Below are 20325 nucleotides of genomic sequence, written 5' to 3'. Positions count from 1 at the left end.
GCTGTTGGCACCGCAACCGGCTTAGAGAACGCCTTGCGCCAGCATCGCATCGGCGACCTTAACAAAGCCAGCAATGTTCGCACCGTGGACATAGTGGGTCTGTTTGCCTTCTCCACCGTGCTCAACACAGGCGTGGTGAATATCCAGCATGATATGCTGCAATCGACTGTCCACTTTCTCTGATTTCCAGCCCAGGCGCGCGGCATTCTGCGCCATTTCCAGGCCTGAGGTTGCCACGCCGCCGGCGTTGGCCGCTTTGCCCGGCGCAAACAGTACCCCAGCCTCAAGGAACGCGTCCGTCGCCTGAATAGTTGTCGGCATATTCGCTCCCTCCGCAACCGCTTTCACGCCGTTGGCGATCAGCAGCTGTGCTGCCGGCAGGTCCAGTTCGTTTTGCGTTGCGCACGGCAGGGCAATATCCGCGGGCACGCTCCACGGCTGTTGTCCGGGCAAATAGGTCAGCTGGCGCTCGCGCGCATACTCTTCCACGGTGCCGTAACGCTGGTTCTTGATTTCCGCCAGCTGAGCCAGTTTTTCCGGCGTAAAGCCCGCTTCATCCACCACCGTGCCTGCGGAATCGGAGGCCGTGATCACGCGCGCACCAAGCTCCATTGCTTTCTCAATAGCATATTGCGCCACGTTGCCCGCACCGGAAACCACGACGCGGCTACCTTCAAAACCGAGGCCGTGGCGTTTTAACATCGCATTGGTAAAGTACACCAGGCCATAGCCGGTCGCTTCCGGACGGATTAGGCTGCCGCCAAACGACAGGCCTTTACCGGTAAACACGCAGGCGGTGTTATTGGAGAGTTTCTTCATCATCCCGGCCATAAAGCCGACTTCGCGACCGCCGACGCCGATATCGCCAGCAGGCACGTCAGTGTCCGGACCCAGATGGCGGTATAGTTCCGTCATCAGCGCCTGGCAGAAGCGCATCACCTCCGCATCGCTTTTGCCTTTTGGATTAAAGTCCGAACCGCCTTTAGCACCGCCCATCGGCAGCGTCGTCAGCGCATTTTTGAAGGTCTGTTCAAAGCCGAGGAACTTCAGGATTGAGAGATTGACCGAAGGGTGGAAGCGCATTCCGCCCTTGAAGGGGCCAATCGCAGAATTAAACTGCACGCGCCAGGCGCGGTTTACCTGTACCTGACTGCGGTCGTCAGTCCAGGCAACGCGGAACTGGATGGCGCGCTCGGGTTCAACCAGACGTTCCAGCAGGCCCTGCTGCTGATAGCGAGGATTTTGTTCCAGAAATGGCCACAGTGAGGTAAAGACTTCACGTACCGCCTGCTGAAATTCAATTTGATGTGGATCACGCTGTTGAATGGTGTCCAGAAACGACGCCAGAGAGGTAAAACCTGCCATTAAAAAGTCCTTATGCTCGTCTGATTAACCCCGACAATAAGTAAGTGTTATTTGAACTGTTCGGGAAATGATGATATGGGTTTGATTGACTATATCATCTTTATTTTCTGAAACAATAGTGAATATAAGTTGGAGGCAATGTGATAGTGATAGTTTCTTCTTGGTAGGAAATGAACATTCTATCCATTTTTAATATTAAATTATAACGGTTTTTTATTCATATTAATATGGTGTTTCAACTGATTTAGGATTGTCACAGTAAATAATAGATTGCTGTGTTTAAAGTCGGTGGAAATACGAAATTTCATCGGTCGGTCATTGGTGAAATGATGTTGTTTAATTATGTCAATAGTTTTGGTTGTACGTATTTTTAACTATTTTATTAAGGGTGTGCCGCGTTGGGTGTTTGGAAGTATCAATAATGTTTTTAATGGGTTTTTTTAGCTTGTTTGTGCTTTTTTTATTACGTCATAATTTTCAATGATATTATGATTGCTGTCGTGTCCTGTGTGATGGTTATCTGCAGTGTAAATATTTCGTTGGAAGTTAATGTGATGATTAGAAGTGATTTCAGTTTATTCTTCGTTGCAATTTTTAACCTGTTTTATTTTTTATGTAATGGATAATTGTTAGTTTATTTGAATGGATTACATCTTGATTAATCGGGTTTTTAATATTGTTTTGTGTGGTGGTTTCTATTATTTATTTAGGCAGTAATGTACATTAGTAATATGTACATTACTAAACCACATGATAAGGCGTAACTGCACTACTTTAATTTTTAATGTTGCCTATTCACCTGTGGCGACATCTCATTCTATAACTGACAACATCAATCCCAATTCGTTGCGGATGATGATGTTGTCAAGATGTTATGTTGTAACGTAAATATTTAGGAGCATTCTGTTTTTCAGCCTAACAAAGTCCCTGAATAATGAGTGAAGAGAACTATTCATTTCTGATGATTTGGTGGAAATTATTGGACATTGTGAATTAACACTAATTTTACTAAAAGCTATTTTTATAACCGATTCAGAAGGATGGTGGGAAGTGTTTGGGTTGCCAGGCTGTAAAGTTATCTTGGTGATTTAATTCATTTAAAAACAATAAGTTACTATGCTGATGTTAGTGGTCTTACATAGACGATTATCTGCTACAATTTCCTTGGTTAAAGTGGTGAACTCTGCCTCAGTACGAGCGAAGTTTAAAATCGTCAGGTAAGTTGTATCTGGCAGGGTAATAAGATTAAATGTTAATCGAAAGATTATTACATAACCAGGTGATCTGGATATGTTAAATCACAACATCGATTTCATGATACTTTTCTCAGTAAAAAAGTCAATTAAAACAATAAATTATTATGGGCGTCACAAAACGGAGATCCTTTAGGTTTTTTCTTGTTTCCGGCGGCATTTGGTAAGACAATTGTAACTTGGGAGAAAGCGATACTAGGTTTGGTGTATTGATGCTGTTATATACACTTGATTGTACGCAGTGCACTGGCAGCTGTTGAGTCAGGGGCGGTAGCGTGCATAAAAGTTATTGAATTGCTCGAAGGGGCGCAGTTAACCATAGCTCTGCCGTCCCACTTGTCATTTAGAAAGTATAAACGGAAAAGTTGACGTGAAAATTCTAGTCACAGGCGGTGCAGGTTTTATTGGGTCTGCGGTCGTTCGCTATATTATTAATAATACAAAAGATTTCGTGGTTAATGTTGATAAATTAACCTATGCAGGCAATCTTGAGTCGCTAAAGAGTATCGAACACAGCGAGCGTTATGCATTTGTGCAGGCAGATATTTGTGATGCCAATGAGATGACGCGCATTTTTGCCGAGCATCGCCCTGATGCCATCATGCATTTAGCAGCAGAAAGCCACGTAGACCGTTCAATCACTGGCTCTGCCTCTTTCATTGAGACCAATATTATCGGGACTTATGTCCTGCTTGAAACCTCCCGTAAATATTGGTCAGCGCTTGATGAAAATCACAAGCAAGCATTTCGCTTTCACCATATTTCTACTGATGAAGTCTATGGGGATCTCCCTCATCCTGATGAGGTCCCGGCAGATACTGAGCTCCCTCTATTTCATGAAAATACAGCATATGCTCCTAGCAGCCCCTACTCGTCTTCAAAGGCCTCCAGCGACCATTTAGTACGGGCATGGCGGCGTACCTATGGTCTACCAACCGTTATTACTAATTGCTCAAATAATTATGGTCCTTATCATTTCCCTGAGAAATTAATCCCATTGATTATTCTCAATGCATTGGAAGGAAAGCCCCTACCGGTATATGGCAACGGCGAGCAAATTCGCGACTGGTTGTTTGTTGATGATCATGCCAAAGCTTTATATAAAGTCGTTACTGAGAGTTCGGTAGGTGAAACTTATAATATAGGTGGCCATAATGAGCGTAAGAATATTGATGTTGTTAAAACGATATGTTTAATTCTTGATGAAATTATTGAAGAAAAGCCGAATAATATAAATAGCTTCGCACAATTAATCACTTATGTCGATGATCGACCCGGTCATGACCGGCGTTATGCTATTGATGCCAGTAAAATAAAAAATGAATTAGGCTGGCTCCCACAGGAAACATTTGAGTCGGGAATAAAAAAGACGGTCAGCTGGTATATAAATAATAGAGAATGGTGGCAACGTGTGATCGATGGTTCATATGCGCGCGAACGTCTGGGTCTGATAAAATAAGTTGGAAAAATGAAAGGTATAATTTTAGCAGGCGGGTCTGGCACCCGTCTTTATCCAATAACACGTGGTGTCTCAAAGCAGCTGTTGCCTATTTATGATAAACCAATGATTTATTATCCGCTATCAACATTAATGTTGGCAGGAATTCAGGATATCCTTATCATAACAACACAAGAAGATAACGAAAGTTTTAAACGCTTATTGGGTGATGGCAGTGATTTCGGCATACATTTGACCTATGCAGTGCAGCCAAGCCCTGATGGCTTGGCTCAGGCCTTTTTGATTGGCGAAGACTTTATTGCTGACGATAACGTATGTTTAGTTCTGGGCGATAATATATTCTATGGACAATCGTTCAGAAAAATTCTGCAAAATGCTGTTGAAAGAACGCATGGAGCTACAATTTTTGGTTATCAGGTAAAAGATCCTGAGCGCTTCGGTGTTGTGGAATTTGACGATAAAATGCGAGTTGTCTCAATCGAAGAAAAACCAAAAAAGCCAAAGTCAAATTATGCAGTTACAGGACTATATTTTTATGACAACCGTGTGGTCGAATTTGCAAAGAAAGTTAAACCATCTATACGCGGCGAACTTGAGATAACAGAGCTTAATGAAATGTATCTGAATGATGGGTCTCTGAATGTGGAGCTACTAGGGCGTGGTTTTGCCTGGCTGGATACAGGGACCCATGAAAGTTTAAATGAAGCATCATCTTTTGTTCAAACCATTCAGCATGTACAGGGATTGAAAGTGTCTTGTCTTGAGGAAATTGCACTTCGAAATGGCTGGCTGACTAAAGAGCAGGTACTTAAAAACGCTCTACCGATGGAAAAAAATGAGTACGGAAGATACATTATCGCTTTTGCAAAGGGTGAATGATGGATTCGAATAAAGGTGGAGTCCTCGTTAGCGGTGGTGCCGGTTTCATAGGAAAAGCACTGATCAAAGAAATTTTAAAGAAAAAAATTCCTTTGGTTTCTTTTGATGTTGTCGATAAGCCTGATAGTCTTCCGGAGCAAGGCAGTGGTTTTAATTGGTTTAACTTTAGCTATCTGGACGCAAACAAACGAAGAGATGAAATAAAAACGATAGTCACGGAACATAATATTAAAACAGTCATTCATCTGGCCACGACGATGTTTCCCGCGGACTCCAGAAAAAAAATCATTGAAGACTGTTTTGAAAATGTGTATTCGAACGTTTCCTTTTTTAAGGAATTATATGAGAGTGGTTGTGAGAAAATAATTTTCGCCTCGTCAGGAGGTACTGTCTATGGAAAATCAGAAAGCTCTTTTTCAGAAGAGAGTGAAATCTCACCAGAAATTAGCTACGGATTAAGTAAAGCTACAACTGAAACTTACTTGCGTTTTTTAGCTAACGAATATAATAAAAAAAGTATATCACTGCGTATTTCTAACCCTTACGGTGAAGGGCAGCGTTTCGATGGAAAACAGGGTGTTATTCCTATATTTATAAATAAGATATTCAATGATATTCCGCTCGATATTATTGGATCATTAGATAGCCGAAGAGACTATATTCATATTAGTGATCTTGTTAATGCTTTTATTTGTGCAATTTATTATGAAGGTTTCTATGATACTTTCAATATTGGTTCCGGTGAGTCGGTTGCGCTGAAAGAACTCATTAAAATTATAGAGCTTAAGCTAAATAAAAATTCGCTAATAAATGAAGTGAGCTCTCAAGTTCTAGATAAGAAAGGTGTCACGCTGATTATTCAACGTGCTAAAAATGAACTCAATTGGCTTCCTGCTGTCAAGTTAAATGATGGCATTGAACAGTTGATAGAATCCTTCAGGTGTGCAGACTATGAATAAAGTACTGATTATTGGCAGTGGATTTAGCGGTGCAACTATTGGCCGGATTTTAGCTGAGAACGGTGTAAAAGTTAAAATAATAGATGACAGAAAGCACATAGGTGGCAATTGCTACGACGAACGAGATGAAAAAACAAATATTACCGTACATGTTTATGGGCCACATATCTTTCATACTGACAATAAAGAAGTTTGGGATTTTATAAATAAATTTGGGGCATTTGAATCATATATCACCAGGTTAAAAGCAAATGCAAAAGGAGGAATTTACTCTCTTCCTGTTAATTTACATACAATAAATCAGTACTATCACTCGACAATGTCACCAACGGAAGCAAAAGCACTTATTGCCAGCAAAGGCGACCAAAGCATCATTGAACCTAGATCGTTTGAAGAGCAAGCAATTAAATTTGTTGGAGAAGACCTCTATAAGACTTTCTTTCATGGTTATCCTAAGAAACAATGGGGTATGGAACCAGCTGAAATCCCAGCCTCGGTTTTGAAACGTCTTCCGGTACGATTCAACTACGATGATAACTATTTCTTCCATAAATACCAAGGGATTCCAAGAAATGGCTATACTTCACTTTTTGAAAATATGCTCAATCATCCTAATATAGAATTTGAACTAAATACTAAAGTTGATAGAAAAGATGTTGAAAATTTGATTTTTAACGAAAACTATGAGCATGTGTTTTTTTCAGGCGCCATCGATTACTTTTATAATTATGAATATGGAATGCTTGAATACCGTACATTAAAGTTTGAAAAATTCTACAGTGAGGATGATTACCAGGGATGCGTAGTTATGTCTTATTGTGACGAAGAAGTTCCTTACACTCGTATTACTGAGCATAAGTATTTTACTCCATGGGAAGAGCATTCATCTGGAAGCGTATTATATAAAGAGTATAGTAGCCGATGTACAAAAGAAGATATTCCATATTATCCAGTGCGACTGGTTTCCGGCAATGAAATGTGGAATAAGTATGAAGAAAAGTCAGCTAAAGAAACAAAGATAACTTTTATTGGAAGGTTGGCGACATATCGTTATTTAGATATGGACGTATGTATAAAAGAAGCAATCGAATGTGCGCACGCCTATATCAAGAATAATTAAAAATGATATATACAGTAGTAATGGTGTCCTATAATAGGACTACAAAACTTCAGGAATCTATTAACCGCCTTCTTGCTACAACGCTCGATGAGTTAGTTATAGTGGATAATAACTCGGAGCAGGCAACAAGAAATATTTTGTTAAATATGTCTCACTTTGATGCCCGTATTAGGTTGATTCAACTGAATAAAAACATGGGAGCATCATATGGCTTCAAAGCAGGGTTGAGTTATCTTGAAGATAAATATGAATCGTTCGTGACAACATTCCTGGATGATGATGCATATTTTGACCAGCACTTTCTTGATGCCCTCAATAATGAAGTTAGCCGCTACGGGGATAAATATTCCTTTATAACACCTAAAGTGGTGAACAGGGCTGGTTTAAGGCTTACAATGAATCGCCCCATGACTATAATTCCTAATTCTCTGGGTAAAATGTATAACTATTTAAAAAATAGAAGAAAGTTTGGTGACAAAACTGAAATAGTTGAAGCTGCAAGTTTTATTGGGCTAACCATTGTCAACGAAAGGGAATTCAAAAAATCACTTTTAGTGCCTGTTGATTATTTTATATATTATGATGATTTGACATTTACATATAGACTTTCAAAAATAAAATCCTCTTCAGGTATTTACTTGGGAAATCTGTGTGTAACGCATGATATGGAGAGTGGCATCAGAAAATATGACGTTTTTCGGTTGTCGCATATTTTGCGAAACAGTATTAAATTTAGTAGGGAAACAAATGATACTTATTTCGTATATTCTATTTCCCTTTATGTTTATCACTTTTTGCAATGCCTCAAGAATTTCAACTTAATAATTTATATTAGAGCACTTTTGAGAAAAAGATAGCATGAGCAAATTTTATTTTAGAACTTTTGAGCTGGTTTGGGTAAAAGCAAAGTTAAACCTTAAATCAGAAGCATCAATAAATTATTTAAGCTACGCATGGTGGATTATTGAACCAATCCTTCAGATGGCTATATATTATTTGGTTTTTTCGTTTTTATTAAAACAAGGGGGGCCTGATTATGTACCCTTCTTGCTTACAGGATTAATCCCATGGATATGGTTTGGGCGCAGCGTAAGTCATGCACAAGGCAGTATTATTCAAGGTAAGTATTTGATGAATCAAGTGCATATCCCGAAAATTTTCTTCCCTATGACTTTCGTATTACAAGATGCTATAAAGCAATTGCTAGTGTTCATGCTTTTACTTATTTTTTTATTGCTATATGGCTATGACTATAATTTTGGACTGTTATGGATTATTCCAGTCATATTGATTCAGTTATTACTAATTATTGCGTTTTCTTTGATTGTGTCGTTAATTGTGCCATTTGTTCGTGATTTTTCTTTTGTAATTGAAACTAGTCTGCAAATAATGATGTTCTGCTCCGGGATATTTTTTAACTACAAAGTTATCCCATCTATGGAGACTAAAGTATTCTTTATTAATCCGATGGCTGTGATATTAAGTTCATATAGAGATGTACTGATGTATCACAATGCGCCTGATATTAAATTACTCGGATATGTTATTATTCTCTCCCTGTCGTTAATTTCTATCTCATTATATGCATTCAAAAAATTAGAATTTATTTTTCCAAGAGTGGTGCAGAAATGAGTAATGAAAAAATAATTGAATTAAAAAATGTCGAAGTTACTTACAGGGAAAAAAAGACATTATTTACCTATGATGAATATACTGCACTTAAAAATATTTCTTTCGATCTATATAAAGGCGAAACTTTGGGAATTATTGGAAGAAATGGTGCTGGCAAATCGACATTGCTGAGAGTGCTGGCTGGGATAATTAAGCCGGACTCTGGCGATATTAAAATACATTCAAATAGCATTTCACTTATGGCACTTCAGGCTGGATTTGATCCAAATTTATCTGGTCGTCAGAATACAATATTCAGTGGGATGGTGTTGGGACATCGTCTTTCCTATATAAAAACCATTATCGAAAGCATTAAAAAATATTCTGAATTAAATGATTTTTTTGAAAAGCCAATTAAGAACTACTCTTCTGGTATGTTAGCTCGTCTGGGTTTTTCTATTGCAATGTATACTACACCGGAAGTTCTTCTCATTGATGAGGTGCTTGGGGTTGGAGATGTGACATTTGCGGAGAAAGCAAAGAAAAGTATAAGAGAGAAAATTAAGTCAGACACTACAGTTGTCATCGTCTCACATGATGAAGCCCAATTAAAACAGCTTTCAGACCGTTTAGTCTGCATTGAAAATGGCGTCGTATTATTTGAAGGTCCTAGTGAAAGCGTTTATAACAAGTATAATTTGATAATGAAACTAACAAGCTACGGCCTGCATCTTCATGAATACGTCAATAATAATGTCGTTGCATTTAAGGTTGATAGTGTGAATCCATCGCCTAACTATTCTGACCTTAATTTTATTATGGAAGAAGATATATCAGATGTATATTTCGAGACGAAATCTGGTCATAGTGACAAGGTGATAGTTAAAGATAATGGCTTTTGGATTAGAATGTTTCATGACGATAGCTATCATATCTTTTTGCAAAGAAAGAATGACAACAAAGAAAGTATAAAAATAACAATTGGTTATTGAATTAATTAGGCAGCTAAATAAATTCGATTTCAATTATATATTTTATTCTGAAAATAGGTTCTTATATGAAAAGAGTATTTATATTGGGGGCTACAGGGTATATAGGCTCTCATCTGGCAGCTTTTCTTCGTGATGATTTCGAGGTTGTTACGCTTGGCAGAAAAAATTCTGATGTAATATTTGATCTTGAAAGTAATAATTTTGATGAACTTGTAGATAAAATAAATGCCAACGATACGTTAGTTTTTCTTTCGGCTATTTCTGCACCTGATTTATGCGAAAAAAATTATGAGTATGCATTTGATATTAATGTAAGGAAAACAATCCTATTAACATCAATGCTTCTGGAGAAAAAAGTTAAAGTTATTTTCTCATCGAGTGATGCTGTTTTTGGTAATGCAAAAAATATCTGTGATGAGCGAGATGAAAAGAGACCATTTGGAAAGTATGGTCAAATGAAATCTGAGGTTGAAGATTATTTTCATGATAATAATAATTTCTTTGTAACTAGATTTTCATATGTTTTAGGGAAAGGTGACAAGTTTACTTTAATGATTGATGATTATTATAATAACGGTAAAACGCTTGCTGTCTTCGACGGCTTTGAAAGAAGTGTGATCATGATAAACGATGTTTTAAGCGGTATTAGAAATATTATTACTAATTGGGAAAAAATCAATACCAGAGTAGTGAATTTTTCAGGGAATAGTCTGGTTAGCCGACAAGATATCGTTACGGCGATTGTCAAAGAAAAATATCATAGTTTAAGTTTCAAATTTATTGATGCCCCTGAGTCATTTTGGCAGGGACGTCCTAAAAAAATCCATACTAAGAGCATTTTCTTGGAATCTATTATTAATAGATCTCTTGAGTCATATTTGGCAGTATGTAAGGAGTGATTTTTATGAATAATGTATTAATAACGGGATTTACAGGTCAGGTTGGATCACAATTAGCTGATTATATTATTGATAAAACTGATGATGCTGTTATTGGCATGATGCGCTGGCAGGAGCCAATGGATAACATCTACCATCTGACAGATAGGATCAATAGAAAAGATCGCGTTTTTATTAAATATGCAGACCTTAATGATTATGTCTCTATATATAACTTAATAGAGTCTACGAGACCGAAATTTATTTTTCACTTAGCTGCGCAATCATTCCCGCGGACTTCTTTCGATATTCCCATAGAAACCCTTCAGACGAATATCATTGGCACTGCGAATTTACTTGAATGCGTTAGAAAACTTAAGCAGCAACATGGCTATAATCCTGTTGTACATGTATGTTCTTCAAGTGAAGTATATGGGAGAGCTAAAGTAGGGGAAGCACTTAACGAAGATACTCAGTTTCATGGTGCAAGTCCTTATAGTATTAGTAAAATTGGGACGGATTATCTTGGCCGATTTTATGGAGAAGCTTACGGCATTCGTACCTTTGTTACCCGAATGGGGACACATACAGGTCCACGTAGAAGTGATGTCTTCTTCGAAAGCACCGTTGCGAAACAAATTGCTTTGATTGAAGCAGGACATCAGGAGCCGAAATTAAAAGTTGGAAATCTTGCAAGTGTCCGAACCTTTCAGGATGCACGTGATGCAGTACGCGCTTATTATTTACTAGCCTGCAAAAGTGAGGCTGGGGGGGTTCCTAATGGCGAGGCATTCAATATTGCCGGTGAAGAAGCATTTAAACTGACCGAAGTTATAGAGCTTTTGCTAAGTTTTAGTTCGCGAAATGATATTGAGATTGTAACTGACACGGATCGATTGCGACCAATTGATGCAGATTATCAAATGTTCGATAATACTAAAATAAAGAATTTTATTGACTGGAAACCTGAAATTAAAGCATCTGATATGTTTCGCGACTTACTCCAACACTGGAGATCCGAAATTTCTTCAGGACGTATCCCTTTAAACCGATAACTGAGTGTATAGTCCATGAAAGTCAGAAGCAAAGCTCCTCTTCGTTTAGGTATCGCGGGTGGTGGAACGGATGTCTCCCCCTACAGTGATACTTTTGGTGGTTCTGTTCTTAATGCCACAATCAATATGTATGCCTATTCATACATTGATGATGAAGTTGAAGGAAGTAAGGTCATTTTTGAAGCTGCTGATCTAGGTATAACTGAAGAAATAGATTTAGCAGATGGAGTAACTCTTCAAGGTAAGCTGAAGTTACACAGAGCAGTTTATCTACGTGTTATGAAGGACTACTTTGGCGGTAATCTTAAGCCAGTTAGAATCATTACGCACTCAGATGCTCCGGCTGGTAGTGGTTTGGGTTCGTCTTCCACTGTTGTGGTTTCCATGCTAGAGGGGTTACGTCAGATGTATTCCCTACCTCTGGGCGAATACGACCTGGCACAACTATCTTTCAAGATTGAACGGGTAGATTGTGGCTTATCTGGTGGAAAACAGGACCAGTATGCGGCCACTTTCGGCGGTTTTAATTTCATGGAATTTTATCAAGATAACCGTGTTGTTGTGAACCCCTTAAGGATTCGAAGATATATTATTAATGAACTTGAGTCCTCTATAATTCTTTACTTTACTGGAGCATCAAGAGATTCTGCAAAAATTATTGATGATCAGATAAAATCTTTAGAAGAGGATAAAGAGTCAAAGCTAAATGCTATGCATAAAGTAAAAGAGTCTGCATATAAAATTAAAGAGCATCTGCTTAAATCAGACATCAATGCAATGGCTTCATCATTTCTTGATGCATGGAAAAGTAAGAAAGAAACCTCATCCTCGATATCAAACCCAATGATTGATCGGATCGAAAAGGAAATATTTAATATCGGCGTTAAATCGATGAAGGTTTCAGGTGCCGGTGGTGGAGGTTTTATGATGATATTCGTAGATCCTGAGAAGAAACATAAAATTGAAAGTAAGTTAAAAGAGTTTGGTGGCGAAGTGTTTAAATTTCAGTTTGTTGAAGAGGGTGCGTACTCATGGACAATGTAAATTATATTAAAAGTTATCTTGATAGCAGTATAGCGGTAAAGAAAAGTCTTCGTGGTTCAGATGAGTTGTTAAATACTATATCTTCAGTTTCAAATTTAATTATCGATGCATACAAAAAGGGAAATAAAGTAATCCTTGCTGGTAATGGTGGAAGTGCTGCGGACTCTCAACATATTGCTGCTGAATTTGTTAGCCGTTTCTTTTTTGACCGTCCTGGATTACCAGCTATTGCTTTATCAACTGATACATCAATGCTAACCGCTATTGGCAATGATTATGGGTTTGATAAGTTATTTTCCAGACAACTCCAGGCACAAAGCAAGCCTGGGGATGTTTTTATTGGCATCAGTACATCTGGAAATTCAGAAAACATAATTAAAGCTGTAGAGATTGCCAGCGAATTGGGTGTTACTACGGTCGCTTTATGTGGTGAGGCTGGTCGGTTAAGGTCTATGGTCGATTATCCTGTTAATGTGCCTTCAAAAATAACACCTTATATTCAGGAATGCCACATTTGTATAGGGCATATGATCTGTGCCATTGTAGAAAAGGCAATATTTCAACCAGAAGAAAACTAATTATGTATGATGTTGTCATTTTAGCAGGCGGGTATGGAACTCGCCTTAAAAGCATAAGTGGTGATATTCCGAAACCAATGGTTGATATTTCAGGAAAACCCTTTCTCTATCGCCTTATGGAGTATGTCGAAAGTCAGGGCGTAAAGAGGATAGTGCTATCATTGTCTTATGAAGCAGACTATATAATTAAAAGGGTTACAATGGATAATCCTGTTAAGTGCGAAGTTGACTTTGTTGTCGAAAAAAATCCTCTTGGGACTGGAGGCGGTATTAAATATGCTTGTTCGAAAGTTAACACTGAAAAGTTTATTGTTCTCAATGGTGACACCTATTGCGAATTGAATTATCAAGAGTTCATCAGTGCCTCTTATCACTCGGACTTACTCATTTCTGGTGTGGAGGTCGATGATGTATCCAGATATGGCAGTCTGGACATTGATGAAGACTTCAATGTGAATGCTGTTGTTGAGAAAGGTAAGAAAGGAAAAGGTGTTATCAATAGTGGGATATACATCCTATCTAAAGAAAATATCCAAAACTATCCATTAGATAGTTTTTCTTTTGAACAGGATCTGTTGCCCACGTTTAAAGGGCGATTTAAGGCATTTATAAGTAAAGCATATTTTATTGATATTGGTATTCCAGATGATTATTATCTTGCTTGTGAGAAGTTTAAATGAAAGTAGCTTTCCTGGACAGAGATGGAGTAATAAACAACGAAATTGATTATCTTTTTAAAATAGAGGATTTTAGCTTTACATCAAATTGTATAAAAGGATTACAAAGGATCATTGCTAAGGGTTATGAAATTGTTGTTGTTACTAATCAGGCTGGTATCGCACGAGGGTATTATACTGTCAGCCAATATTATGAGCTGACGGCCTGGTACCGAGCTGAGCTGCGTAGGTATGGCATTAACCTTCTTGATGTTTTTTATTGTCCTCATCATCCCAATGGTGTTGTGCCTGAGTACAGTATTGATTGTGTATGCCGTAAGCCCAATGCTGGTATGCTAGAAGCAGCTGCTAGTAAATACCAGATAGACAAGGACCAGTCTTTCCTTGTTGGCGATAAAGTAAGCGACCTGGAGGCTGGCATTAATTTCGGATTGAATAAAGTGTACTTAGTAGAAACAGGACATCAAATATCCGAAGATGATTATAATCTTTATCAGGTTTATCCTGACCTCTTATCAATTCCATTATGAAAAATGCTATACTTAATTACATCAAAAAAAGTATTATCAGGTTTGCTCGTACTAAACATGGACGGCAACTATGGAAATTATTTGTTTCATTGGTAAATGGTTATCATCTACGACGTCTTTTGGTAAAAGCGTTGGCGATAGACGTTCAGACACACTCAGACGCCTTTACTGTATTCCCTAAAATTAGGACTTCATTATCTGATAAAAATGCTCTCATCATCATGCCTTTTTATGGGAATGATGCTGTTGGAAAAAATATTGATACTAAAATCAATACGTTAAAATCTATGGGGTTTACAATTCACGTAATCGTTTATAATGACTCTCCATGGGATTCTTGCAATCCAACCTGGGACTATACGTATAACATCAAATGTAAAAATGGAAAGTTTGGTACGCTTCGATATGATGTGAATCAGCAGATCATAAATGATGGAAATAGATTAGATGATTGGATTGATGATGAGGTTTGTCAATTTGTAGCCTCTCTTAGCGCAACGAATAATTTTGATGTCGCTATAATAAATTATGTTTTTCTATCTAAACTATGCTTGTATTTAAATAAGAGTGCTATTTCCATCATAGATACGCACGATGTATTCGCTAAACGCAACACGCGAATGACAAAAATAGGTATTAAACAAGATAAATTTTATTTCTCTACTTCAAAAGACGACGAGTCTCGTGGTTTATCTCGCGCTGATTACGTTTTTGCTATTCAGGAGGCTGAAGGTGCCTATTTTAGTGAGTGTGTTACCTCCAAAGTTATAGTTCAGCCTCCAATCTTGGACAAAAATTTTATTGATTTCTCCCCAAAAATGAATAAAAGAACTGTTATTGGTTTTTTAGCTTCTGGACATTATCCAAATGTTGTTGCTATTGAAAAATTCATCGATAGCTTGGCTAAGATTAACCATAATGTTCGTTTGGTTGTAGCTGGAACAATCTGTGGTGTTCTTTCTGAAAGAAAATATCCTGGTTTTGTTCATACGTTAGGGTTTTGTGATAGTTTAGAAGGTTTTTATAGCTCATGTGATTTAGTTATAAATCCTGATGAATTACTGTCAGGGATGAAGGTTAAATGCTTAGAAGCTTTATCTTATGGAATTCCATTGGTAGCAACCAAAGCCGCGATGGAAGGGATTTTGTCTAGCGAGTCATATCATAAGTTTGAAACTGCTGAAGAGTGTGCGGAATTTATTTCAACGCTTAAGAAAGATGAACTTTATGAAATGGCTGAAAAAAGCAAAGATACTTTTATGGAATTCAATAAACGCTATAATTTCGGAAAAACTATACTTCAGGTGCTAAAAGATAATGAGTGAACAAACTTCAAAGATATCGGTTATATTACCTGTCTACGGCGGTGAGAAATATCTGAAACAATGTTTAGATAGCGTTCTAACTCAAACCTATACTAATCTTGAAATTATCATTGTCAATGACGGTAGCCCTGATGGATGTCCTGCTATCATTGACCAGTATGCTAGTAAAGATAAGAGAATTGTAGCAATACATAAAGAAAATCAGGGGTATGGTGCTGCAATAAATTCTGGATTAGAGATAGCTACTGGTGAGTTTGTCGCTGTTATCGAAACAGATGACTGGGTTCAACTCGATATGTTCGAACGCCTGATTATAGCATATGATAAAAAACCAAATCCTATTATAAAAGCAACTTTCTCGAGAATAAGCAATGAAGTTTGCATTAATACTCAGTCTTTGAGCCATATTGCTGAGTTTGACGATGATAACTTAGCTGAGGTTATCCCGGAAACTTCGGTTGAACTTTTTTTGCTTGAATCTTCAATATGGTCTGCATTGTATAAACGTAGTTTTCTGACTGATAATTTTATTAAATTCTACGAAAGCCCTGGAGCATCATATCAGGATATGCCTTTCAAATTTATTTGCTACGCAATTGCAGATAAAGTCACTCTCTTAAATATCTCTGTGTATAATTACAGAGTAATGAACTCTGGATCCTCCAGTGCTAGTGCTGATAGGGCCCTTATATCTTTTAATAATTATGACATTATAAAAAACTATCTCGTAGCATCAGGAAAGTTCCCTTTTTATATTGATCACTTCTATTTTCATCATATGTTTGATTTGGTATTTCATTCGGCAAGACTTAAAGGTCAAGGCTTGAAAGAGTATCGAGATAAAGCTATTGCTATTTTTGAGCAAGCTAAGTCTGAGGGTTTTGAACCACAAAAAAGTGATATTGTTTTTTCTCCAGATACTAATGATTATTATCATAATCATGTTTTGCCTGTTTATAATGAACTTATGAGAAATGGTGTCATTAATCCGGTGTCGAGCAAGAATAAGGTGAGGCGGTTTATTATTAATAAAATTCGCTATCTGGCGAATAAGATATTAATAGAGCCATTACTTTCCTCTTTGTCCTCTAAATTTGATTCCAGTTTCTCATCGATGTCTAATCGCGTTTCTGAAAAGATTGATATTTTAGATTCTAACACGGTAAAATATGATGAGTTAAAACAGATTATAGATGATGTCAATGCATTAAAATCAACCCTTATTGGTAATGATAATTCAAATGGCCAACACAACCGTGGCTTATTAAAGGAAACCGTTTTAGTTCATGTTGCTCCTACTGACCAGTTTTATTACTACATGAAAACATATGCGGAACGGATATCTGAATTAAGGAGCGATTTTAGAAAAGGTTTAGATGAATTTAGTTTGCTTAATGAAAGGAAGCTATTTGGGTTTTATGAAATTTTGCCTTATTTTAAACATACAGGTATTAATTTATCACTTCCACTATCTTTGACTTTATTCACAGATGAGGATAGAGTTGTTTTATCAAACTTTCAATCCATAATTGATGTTGAGAAAAATAATTATAGTCATCTCGATACTACTGAGTTACCTGTCACATTAGCTACAAATTATTATAAATCCGGTCTTAAATATCTTCCTAATGGTCTTACAGAAAAGTTTAAGGGCTCTGTCGCCATTGACTGTGGTGCATGGGTTGGTGATACTTCTATAATGTTTGCCAGTTTTGGTTTTCAGAGTGTTATTGCCTTAGAACCAATTGCTGATAATTATAATTGTATGTTGCGCAATATTGAGCGCAATAAGCAGTATTTGGGTGATATTATTAAGCCATTGAATGTAGCTGTTGGTGATACTGAGGGCCACCTTTCTATGGTTAAAGTTGGCGATGATGGTGTTGGTTCTTGTGTCGTTGATGATGATGCCGCTGATATGAAAGTCAAATCAATCACTATTGATAGCCTTTCGGGCGACGAACGCATAGGAATGATTAAGTTTGATGTTGAAGGCTATGAACTGATGGCCTTGCGGGGTGGGGAAGAGACAATTAGAAAGCACAAACCCGTTCTGCTTATTTCTGTTTATCATTTATGGCTGCAACCGGAGCAAATTTTTGACTGTAAGAAATTTGTGGAAGGTCTAAATCTCGATTATAAATTTAAACTTGTTCATGTTCAGCCTGAGCGAGATTTAATTTATGAATATATGTTAGTTTGTTGGTGAGTGTTTTGGATTGTTTTCAATGTGGATATTAATGATAGTATAAAATAGTTAATCTTTTTTTATATGCGATTAATTTTCTCTTGATATTTAGGCTCGATTGGTGCTAGTTTTATACTATTAATTTATTTACATAATCCAGATATTCAAACCAGCGTTGATAAAAAGAGATATGCTTTATTTTTATGAAAACAAAAATATGTTATTTTATCAATTCAGCATGGTATTTTGAACTTCACTGGATAGAGAGAGCAACGGCAGTACTTAATGCTGGGTATGATGTTTACCTGTTAGCAAAGTTTGATGATGTGTCTATTTATGAACGCTTAACCAAGCTTGGCTTCAAATGTGTAGACACTAAGATTCAGGAGCAAAATTTAAATCCGCTCTCTTTTTTAAGTGATACCGTCAGGTCTTTTAAATTTCTGAAAGAAATCGATCCTGATATAGTGCATAGTATTACTATTAAGCCGGGGTTTATAAGTTGCTTGTGGGTGAGGTTTAATAATAAAAAGTTAGTTTATAGTTTTGTTGGATTAGGTAGAATCTTTGAAAGTAATTTGAAGTTATTTAAATTAATACGTTTTTTCGTGGTCCGTGCGTATAGAATGATTTTTTCCAACCTGAACTGTAAGGTTATTTTTGAGCATGCCGTTGATCGGGATAAAATTATTGATTTAGTCAAAATACCTAAAGAGAAGACGATTATTATTGATGGTGCAGGGATAAATATTGATTATTTTTCTTATGCAATTGAGCCCGTCTTTTCTCATGTAAAAGTCCTTTTTGCTAGTCGCATGCTTTGGAGCAAGGGCTTGGATACTTTGATAAAAGTTAAAGAGATACTTCGCCGCGACAATGTCAACTTCGAACTTCTGGTTGCAGGTATAATGGTCAACAACGATAGGGATGCAATAAAATTATCGCAAATAGAGCTATGGCATAATTGCGGAGATATCACATGGTTGGGACAACGCAATGATGTCAAAGAATTAATAGAAGGAGTGAACATTGTAGCCCTTCCCTCTGTATATGCTGAAGGTATACCTAGAATTATCCTTGAGGCTGGTGCTATTGGGCGAGCTTCAGTTACTTATAACGTCGGTGGTTGTGGTAGTCTGATTATTGATGGATATAATGGATTTATTGTTGAAAAGAATAATATTAAAGAGTTCTCTGATAAACTTTCACGTCTGATTGTTTCTGATGTGGAGCGAAATAAAATGGGGATAAATGCCAGAAAGCGCGTTGTGGAAAGTTATTCCTCTATAGACGTTATTGCGAAAACTATTTCTGTTTATCAGGACCTTTGATTTGAGTTTTAAACTTTATCAGTAAATTAAGTGCTGAGTGTGAGCTTTTCTTGTCAAAACCTTTCGGTATTATTAGTACTTGCTATGCCTCAGAATACCATATGGAAACCACAGCGATATGTGATATAGACAATCGTTAACGGCTTTGTGCTTCTGCACCAGATTGATACGTTGTTCTGGCCGCATCCACCACATTTGACCTGCCCCCAGTATTAGATACAACCGTCAGTTAGTAATGTCGGTTTGTTTACCTTCACATTTTCCATTCCGCCACCGTGCTGCAAACTCTGATGGCGTCTGGTAATTCAGTGATGAATGCGGACGACACTCGTTATAATCCTGCCGCCAGTCATTAATCGTTTTCCTGGCATGAACGATATCGCTGAACCAGTGCTCGTTCAGGCATTCATCCCGAAAGTGGCCATTGGAACTTTCAATAAATCCGTTCTGCGTTGGCTTGCCCGGCTGGATTAAGCGCAACTCAACACCATGTTCAAAGGCCCACTGATCGAGCGCGCGGCAGGTAAATTCCGGGCCCTGATCGGTTCTTATCGTTGCAGGATAGCCACGAAACAGCGCAATGCTGTCCAGAATACGCGTGACCTGAACGCCTGATATCCCAAATGCGACGGTAATTGTCAGACACTCCTTCGTGAAATCATCCACACAGGTCAGGCACTTGATCCTGCGACCGCTGGCCAGTGCGTCCATAACAAAATCCATCGACCAGGTCAGGTTCGGCGCATCCGGGCGCAGAAGCGGAAAGCGTTCGGTCGCCAGCCCTTTACGACGTCGTCTGCGTTTTACGCCCAGCCTGCTCAGATGATAAAGGCGGTACACGCGTTTGTGATTAACATGAAGGCCTTCACGGCGCAGTAACTGCCAGATGCGGCGGTAGCCAAAACGCCTGCGCTCCAGTGCCAGCTCAGTGATGCGCCCTGATAAATGCGCATCTGATCTTACCCACCATTAGTGGACACGCGACTAAGTGAGTAAACTCTCAACCAGAGGTAGCTCACATGACAAAATCCGTATCAACCAGTAAGAACCCCCGTAAGCAGCATTCGCCTGAATTCCGCGA

Annotated in this window: 17 protein-coding genes and 1 pseudogene; 16 read left to right on the top strand and 2 right to left on the bottom strand. The window is 37.9% G+C overall.

All coding sequences use genetic code 11. The features are described from left to right. Window positions 1-21 precede the first annotated feature (21 nt). Window positions 22-1365 (bottom strand): NADP-specific glutamate dehydrogenase, encoded by a 1344-nt coding sequence (gene gdhA / locus BTJ39_RS22120; RefSeq protein ID WP_078004851.1) that lies wholly within the window; start codon window positions 1363-1365, stop codon window positions 22-24. Window positions 1366-2988: 1623 nt separating this feature from the next. On the opposite strand from gdhA, the gene rfbB reads away from it, so the two are divergent. The 16 genes from rfbB to BTJ39_RS22040 all read left to right on the top strand — a co-directional run bounded on the left by rfbB (window position 2989) and on the right by BTJ39_RS22040 (window position 19244). After that, a complete protein-coding gene (gene rfbB, locus BTJ39_RS22115; protein WP_078004850.1) occupies window positions 2989-4077 on the top strand; it encodes a dTDP-glucose 4,6-dehydratase in 1089 nt (362 codons plus the stop codon). 9 nt (window positions 4078-4086) lie between these two features. Next, window positions 4087-4956, top strand: a complete 870-nt coding sequence (gene rfbA, locus BTJ39_RS22110) for a glucose-1-phosphate thymidylyltransferase RfbA (RefSeq protein ID WP_078004849.1) — start codon at window positions 4087-4089, stop codon at window positions 4954-4956. Continuing rightward, window positions 4953-5915 carry an NAD-dependent epimerase/dehydratase family protein gene (locus BTJ39_RS22105; protein WP_078004848.1) on the top strand — a complete coding sequence of 321 codons (963 nt, stop codon included), beginning with the start codon at window positions 4953-4955 and terminating at the stop codon, window positions 5913-5915. Before rfbA ends, BTJ39_RS22105 begins: the two co-directional genes overlap by 4 nt. Beyond that, window positions 5908-7035, top strand: a complete 1128-nt coding sequence (gene glf / locus BTJ39_RS22100) for a UDP-galactopyranose mutase (protein ID WP_078004847.1) — start codon at window positions 5908-5910, stop codon at window positions 7033-7035. Before BTJ39_RS22105 ends, glf begins: the two co-directional genes overlap by 8 nt. A gap of 2 nt (window positions 7036-7037) precedes the next feature. Beyond that, window positions 7038-7892 (top strand): glycosyltransferase, encoded by an 855-nt coding sequence (locus BTJ39_RS22095; RefSeq protein ID WP_078004846.1) that lies wholly within the window; start codon window positions 7038-7040, stop codon window positions 7890-7892. 1 nt (window position 7893) lies between these two features. Continuing rightward, the gene (locus tag BTJ39_RS22090) at window positions 7894-8667 is read left to right on the top strand and encodes an ABC transporter permease (RefSeq protein WP_078004845.1); all 774 of its coding nucleotides are present in this window, start codon (window positions 7894-7896) and stop codon (window positions 8665-8667) included. Further along, window positions 8664-9638: an ABC transporter ATP-binding protein gene (locus BTJ39_RS22085; protein ID WP_078004844.1), complete on the top strand. Its 975-nt coding sequence runs from the start codon at window positions 8664-8666 to the stop codon at window positions 9636-9638. The genes BTJ39_RS22090 and BTJ39_RS22085 overlap by 4 nt, the downstream gene beginning before the upstream one ends. A 65-nt stretch (window positions 9639-9703) precedes the next feature. Beyond that, window positions 9704-10537: an NAD-dependent epimerase/dehydratase family protein gene (locus BTJ39_RS22080; RefSeq protein WP_078004843.1), complete on the top strand. Its 834-nt coding sequence runs from the start codon at window positions 9704-9706 to the stop codon at window positions 10535-10537. A gap of 5 nt (window positions 10538-10542) precedes the next feature. Then, the gene (locus tag BTJ39_RS22075; protein ID WP_078004842.1) at window positions 10543-11571 is read left to right on the top strand and encodes a GDP-mannose 4,6-dehydratase; all 1029 of its coding nucleotides are present in this window, start codon (window positions 10543-10545) and stop codon (window positions 11569-11571) included. A gap of 15 nt (window positions 11572-11586) precedes the next feature. Then, window positions 11587-12615, top strand: a complete 1029-nt coding sequence (locus BTJ39_RS22070) for a GHMP family kinase ATP-binding protein (protein ID WP_078004841.1) — start codon at window positions 11587-11589, stop codon at window positions 12613-12615. Continuing rightward, complete coding sequence (locus tag BTJ39_RS22065) at window positions 12603-13193, top strand: D-sedoheptulose-7-phosphate isomerase (RefSeq protein ID WP_078004840.1); 591 nt, start codon at window positions 12603-12605, stop codon at window positions 13191-13193. Before BTJ39_RS22070 ends, BTJ39_RS22065 begins: the two co-directional genes overlap by 13 nt. A 2-nt stretch (window positions 13194-13195) precedes the next feature. Then, window positions 13196-13873, top strand: a complete 678-nt coding sequence (locus tag BTJ39_RS22060; protein WP_078004839.1) for a nucleotidyltransferase family protein — start codon at window positions 13196-13198, stop codon at window positions 13871-13873. Next, window positions 13870-14400, top strand: a complete 531-nt coding sequence (locus BTJ39_RS22055) for a D-glycero-alpha-D-manno-heptose-1,7-bisphosphate 7-phosphatase (RefSeq protein ID WP_078004838.1) — start codon at window positions 13870-13872, stop codon at window positions 14398-14400. The genes BTJ39_RS22060 and BTJ39_RS22055 overlap by 4 nt, the downstream gene beginning before the upstream one ends. Beyond that, entirely contained in the window at window positions 14397-15725 is a 1329-nt protein-coding gene (locus tag BTJ39_RS22050) for a glycosyltransferase (protein ID WP_078004837.1), read from the top strand. The genes BTJ39_RS22055 and BTJ39_RS22050 overlap by 4 nt, the downstream gene beginning before the upstream one ends. Next, the gene (locus BTJ39_RS22045) at window positions 15718-17934 is read left to right on the top strand and encodes an FkbM family methyltransferase (protein ID WP_078004836.1); all 2217 of its coding nucleotides are present in this window, start codon (window positions 15718-15720) and stop codon (window positions 17932-17934) included. Before BTJ39_RS22050 ends, BTJ39_RS22045 begins: the two co-directional genes overlap by 8 nt. A gap of 182 nt (window positions 17935-18116) precedes the next feature. Further along, a complete protein-coding gene (locus BTJ39_RS22040; protein ID WP_078004835.1) occupies window positions 18117-19244 on the top strand; it encodes a glycosyltransferase family 4 protein in 1128 nt (375 codons plus the stop codon). Between the two features lie 225 nt (window positions 19245-19469). On the opposite strand, the pseudogene BTJ39_RS22035 reads toward BTJ39_RS22040, so the two are convergent. Further along, window positions 19470-20201: pseudogene (locus tag BTJ39_RS22035) on the bottom strand (IS3 family transposase); the annotation flags it as partial. Window positions 20202-20325 lie beyond the last annotated feature (124 nt).

Origin of the sequence: Izhakiella australiensis (assembly GCF_002006995.1) — a bacterium.
Classification (GTDB): Bacteria; Pseudomonadota; Gammaproteobacteria; order Enterobacterales; family Enterobacteriaceae; genus Izhakiella; species Izhakiella australiensis.
Note: the sequence above shows the minus strand (reverse complement) of the source record. Positions and strands in the feature narration are given on the sequence as shown.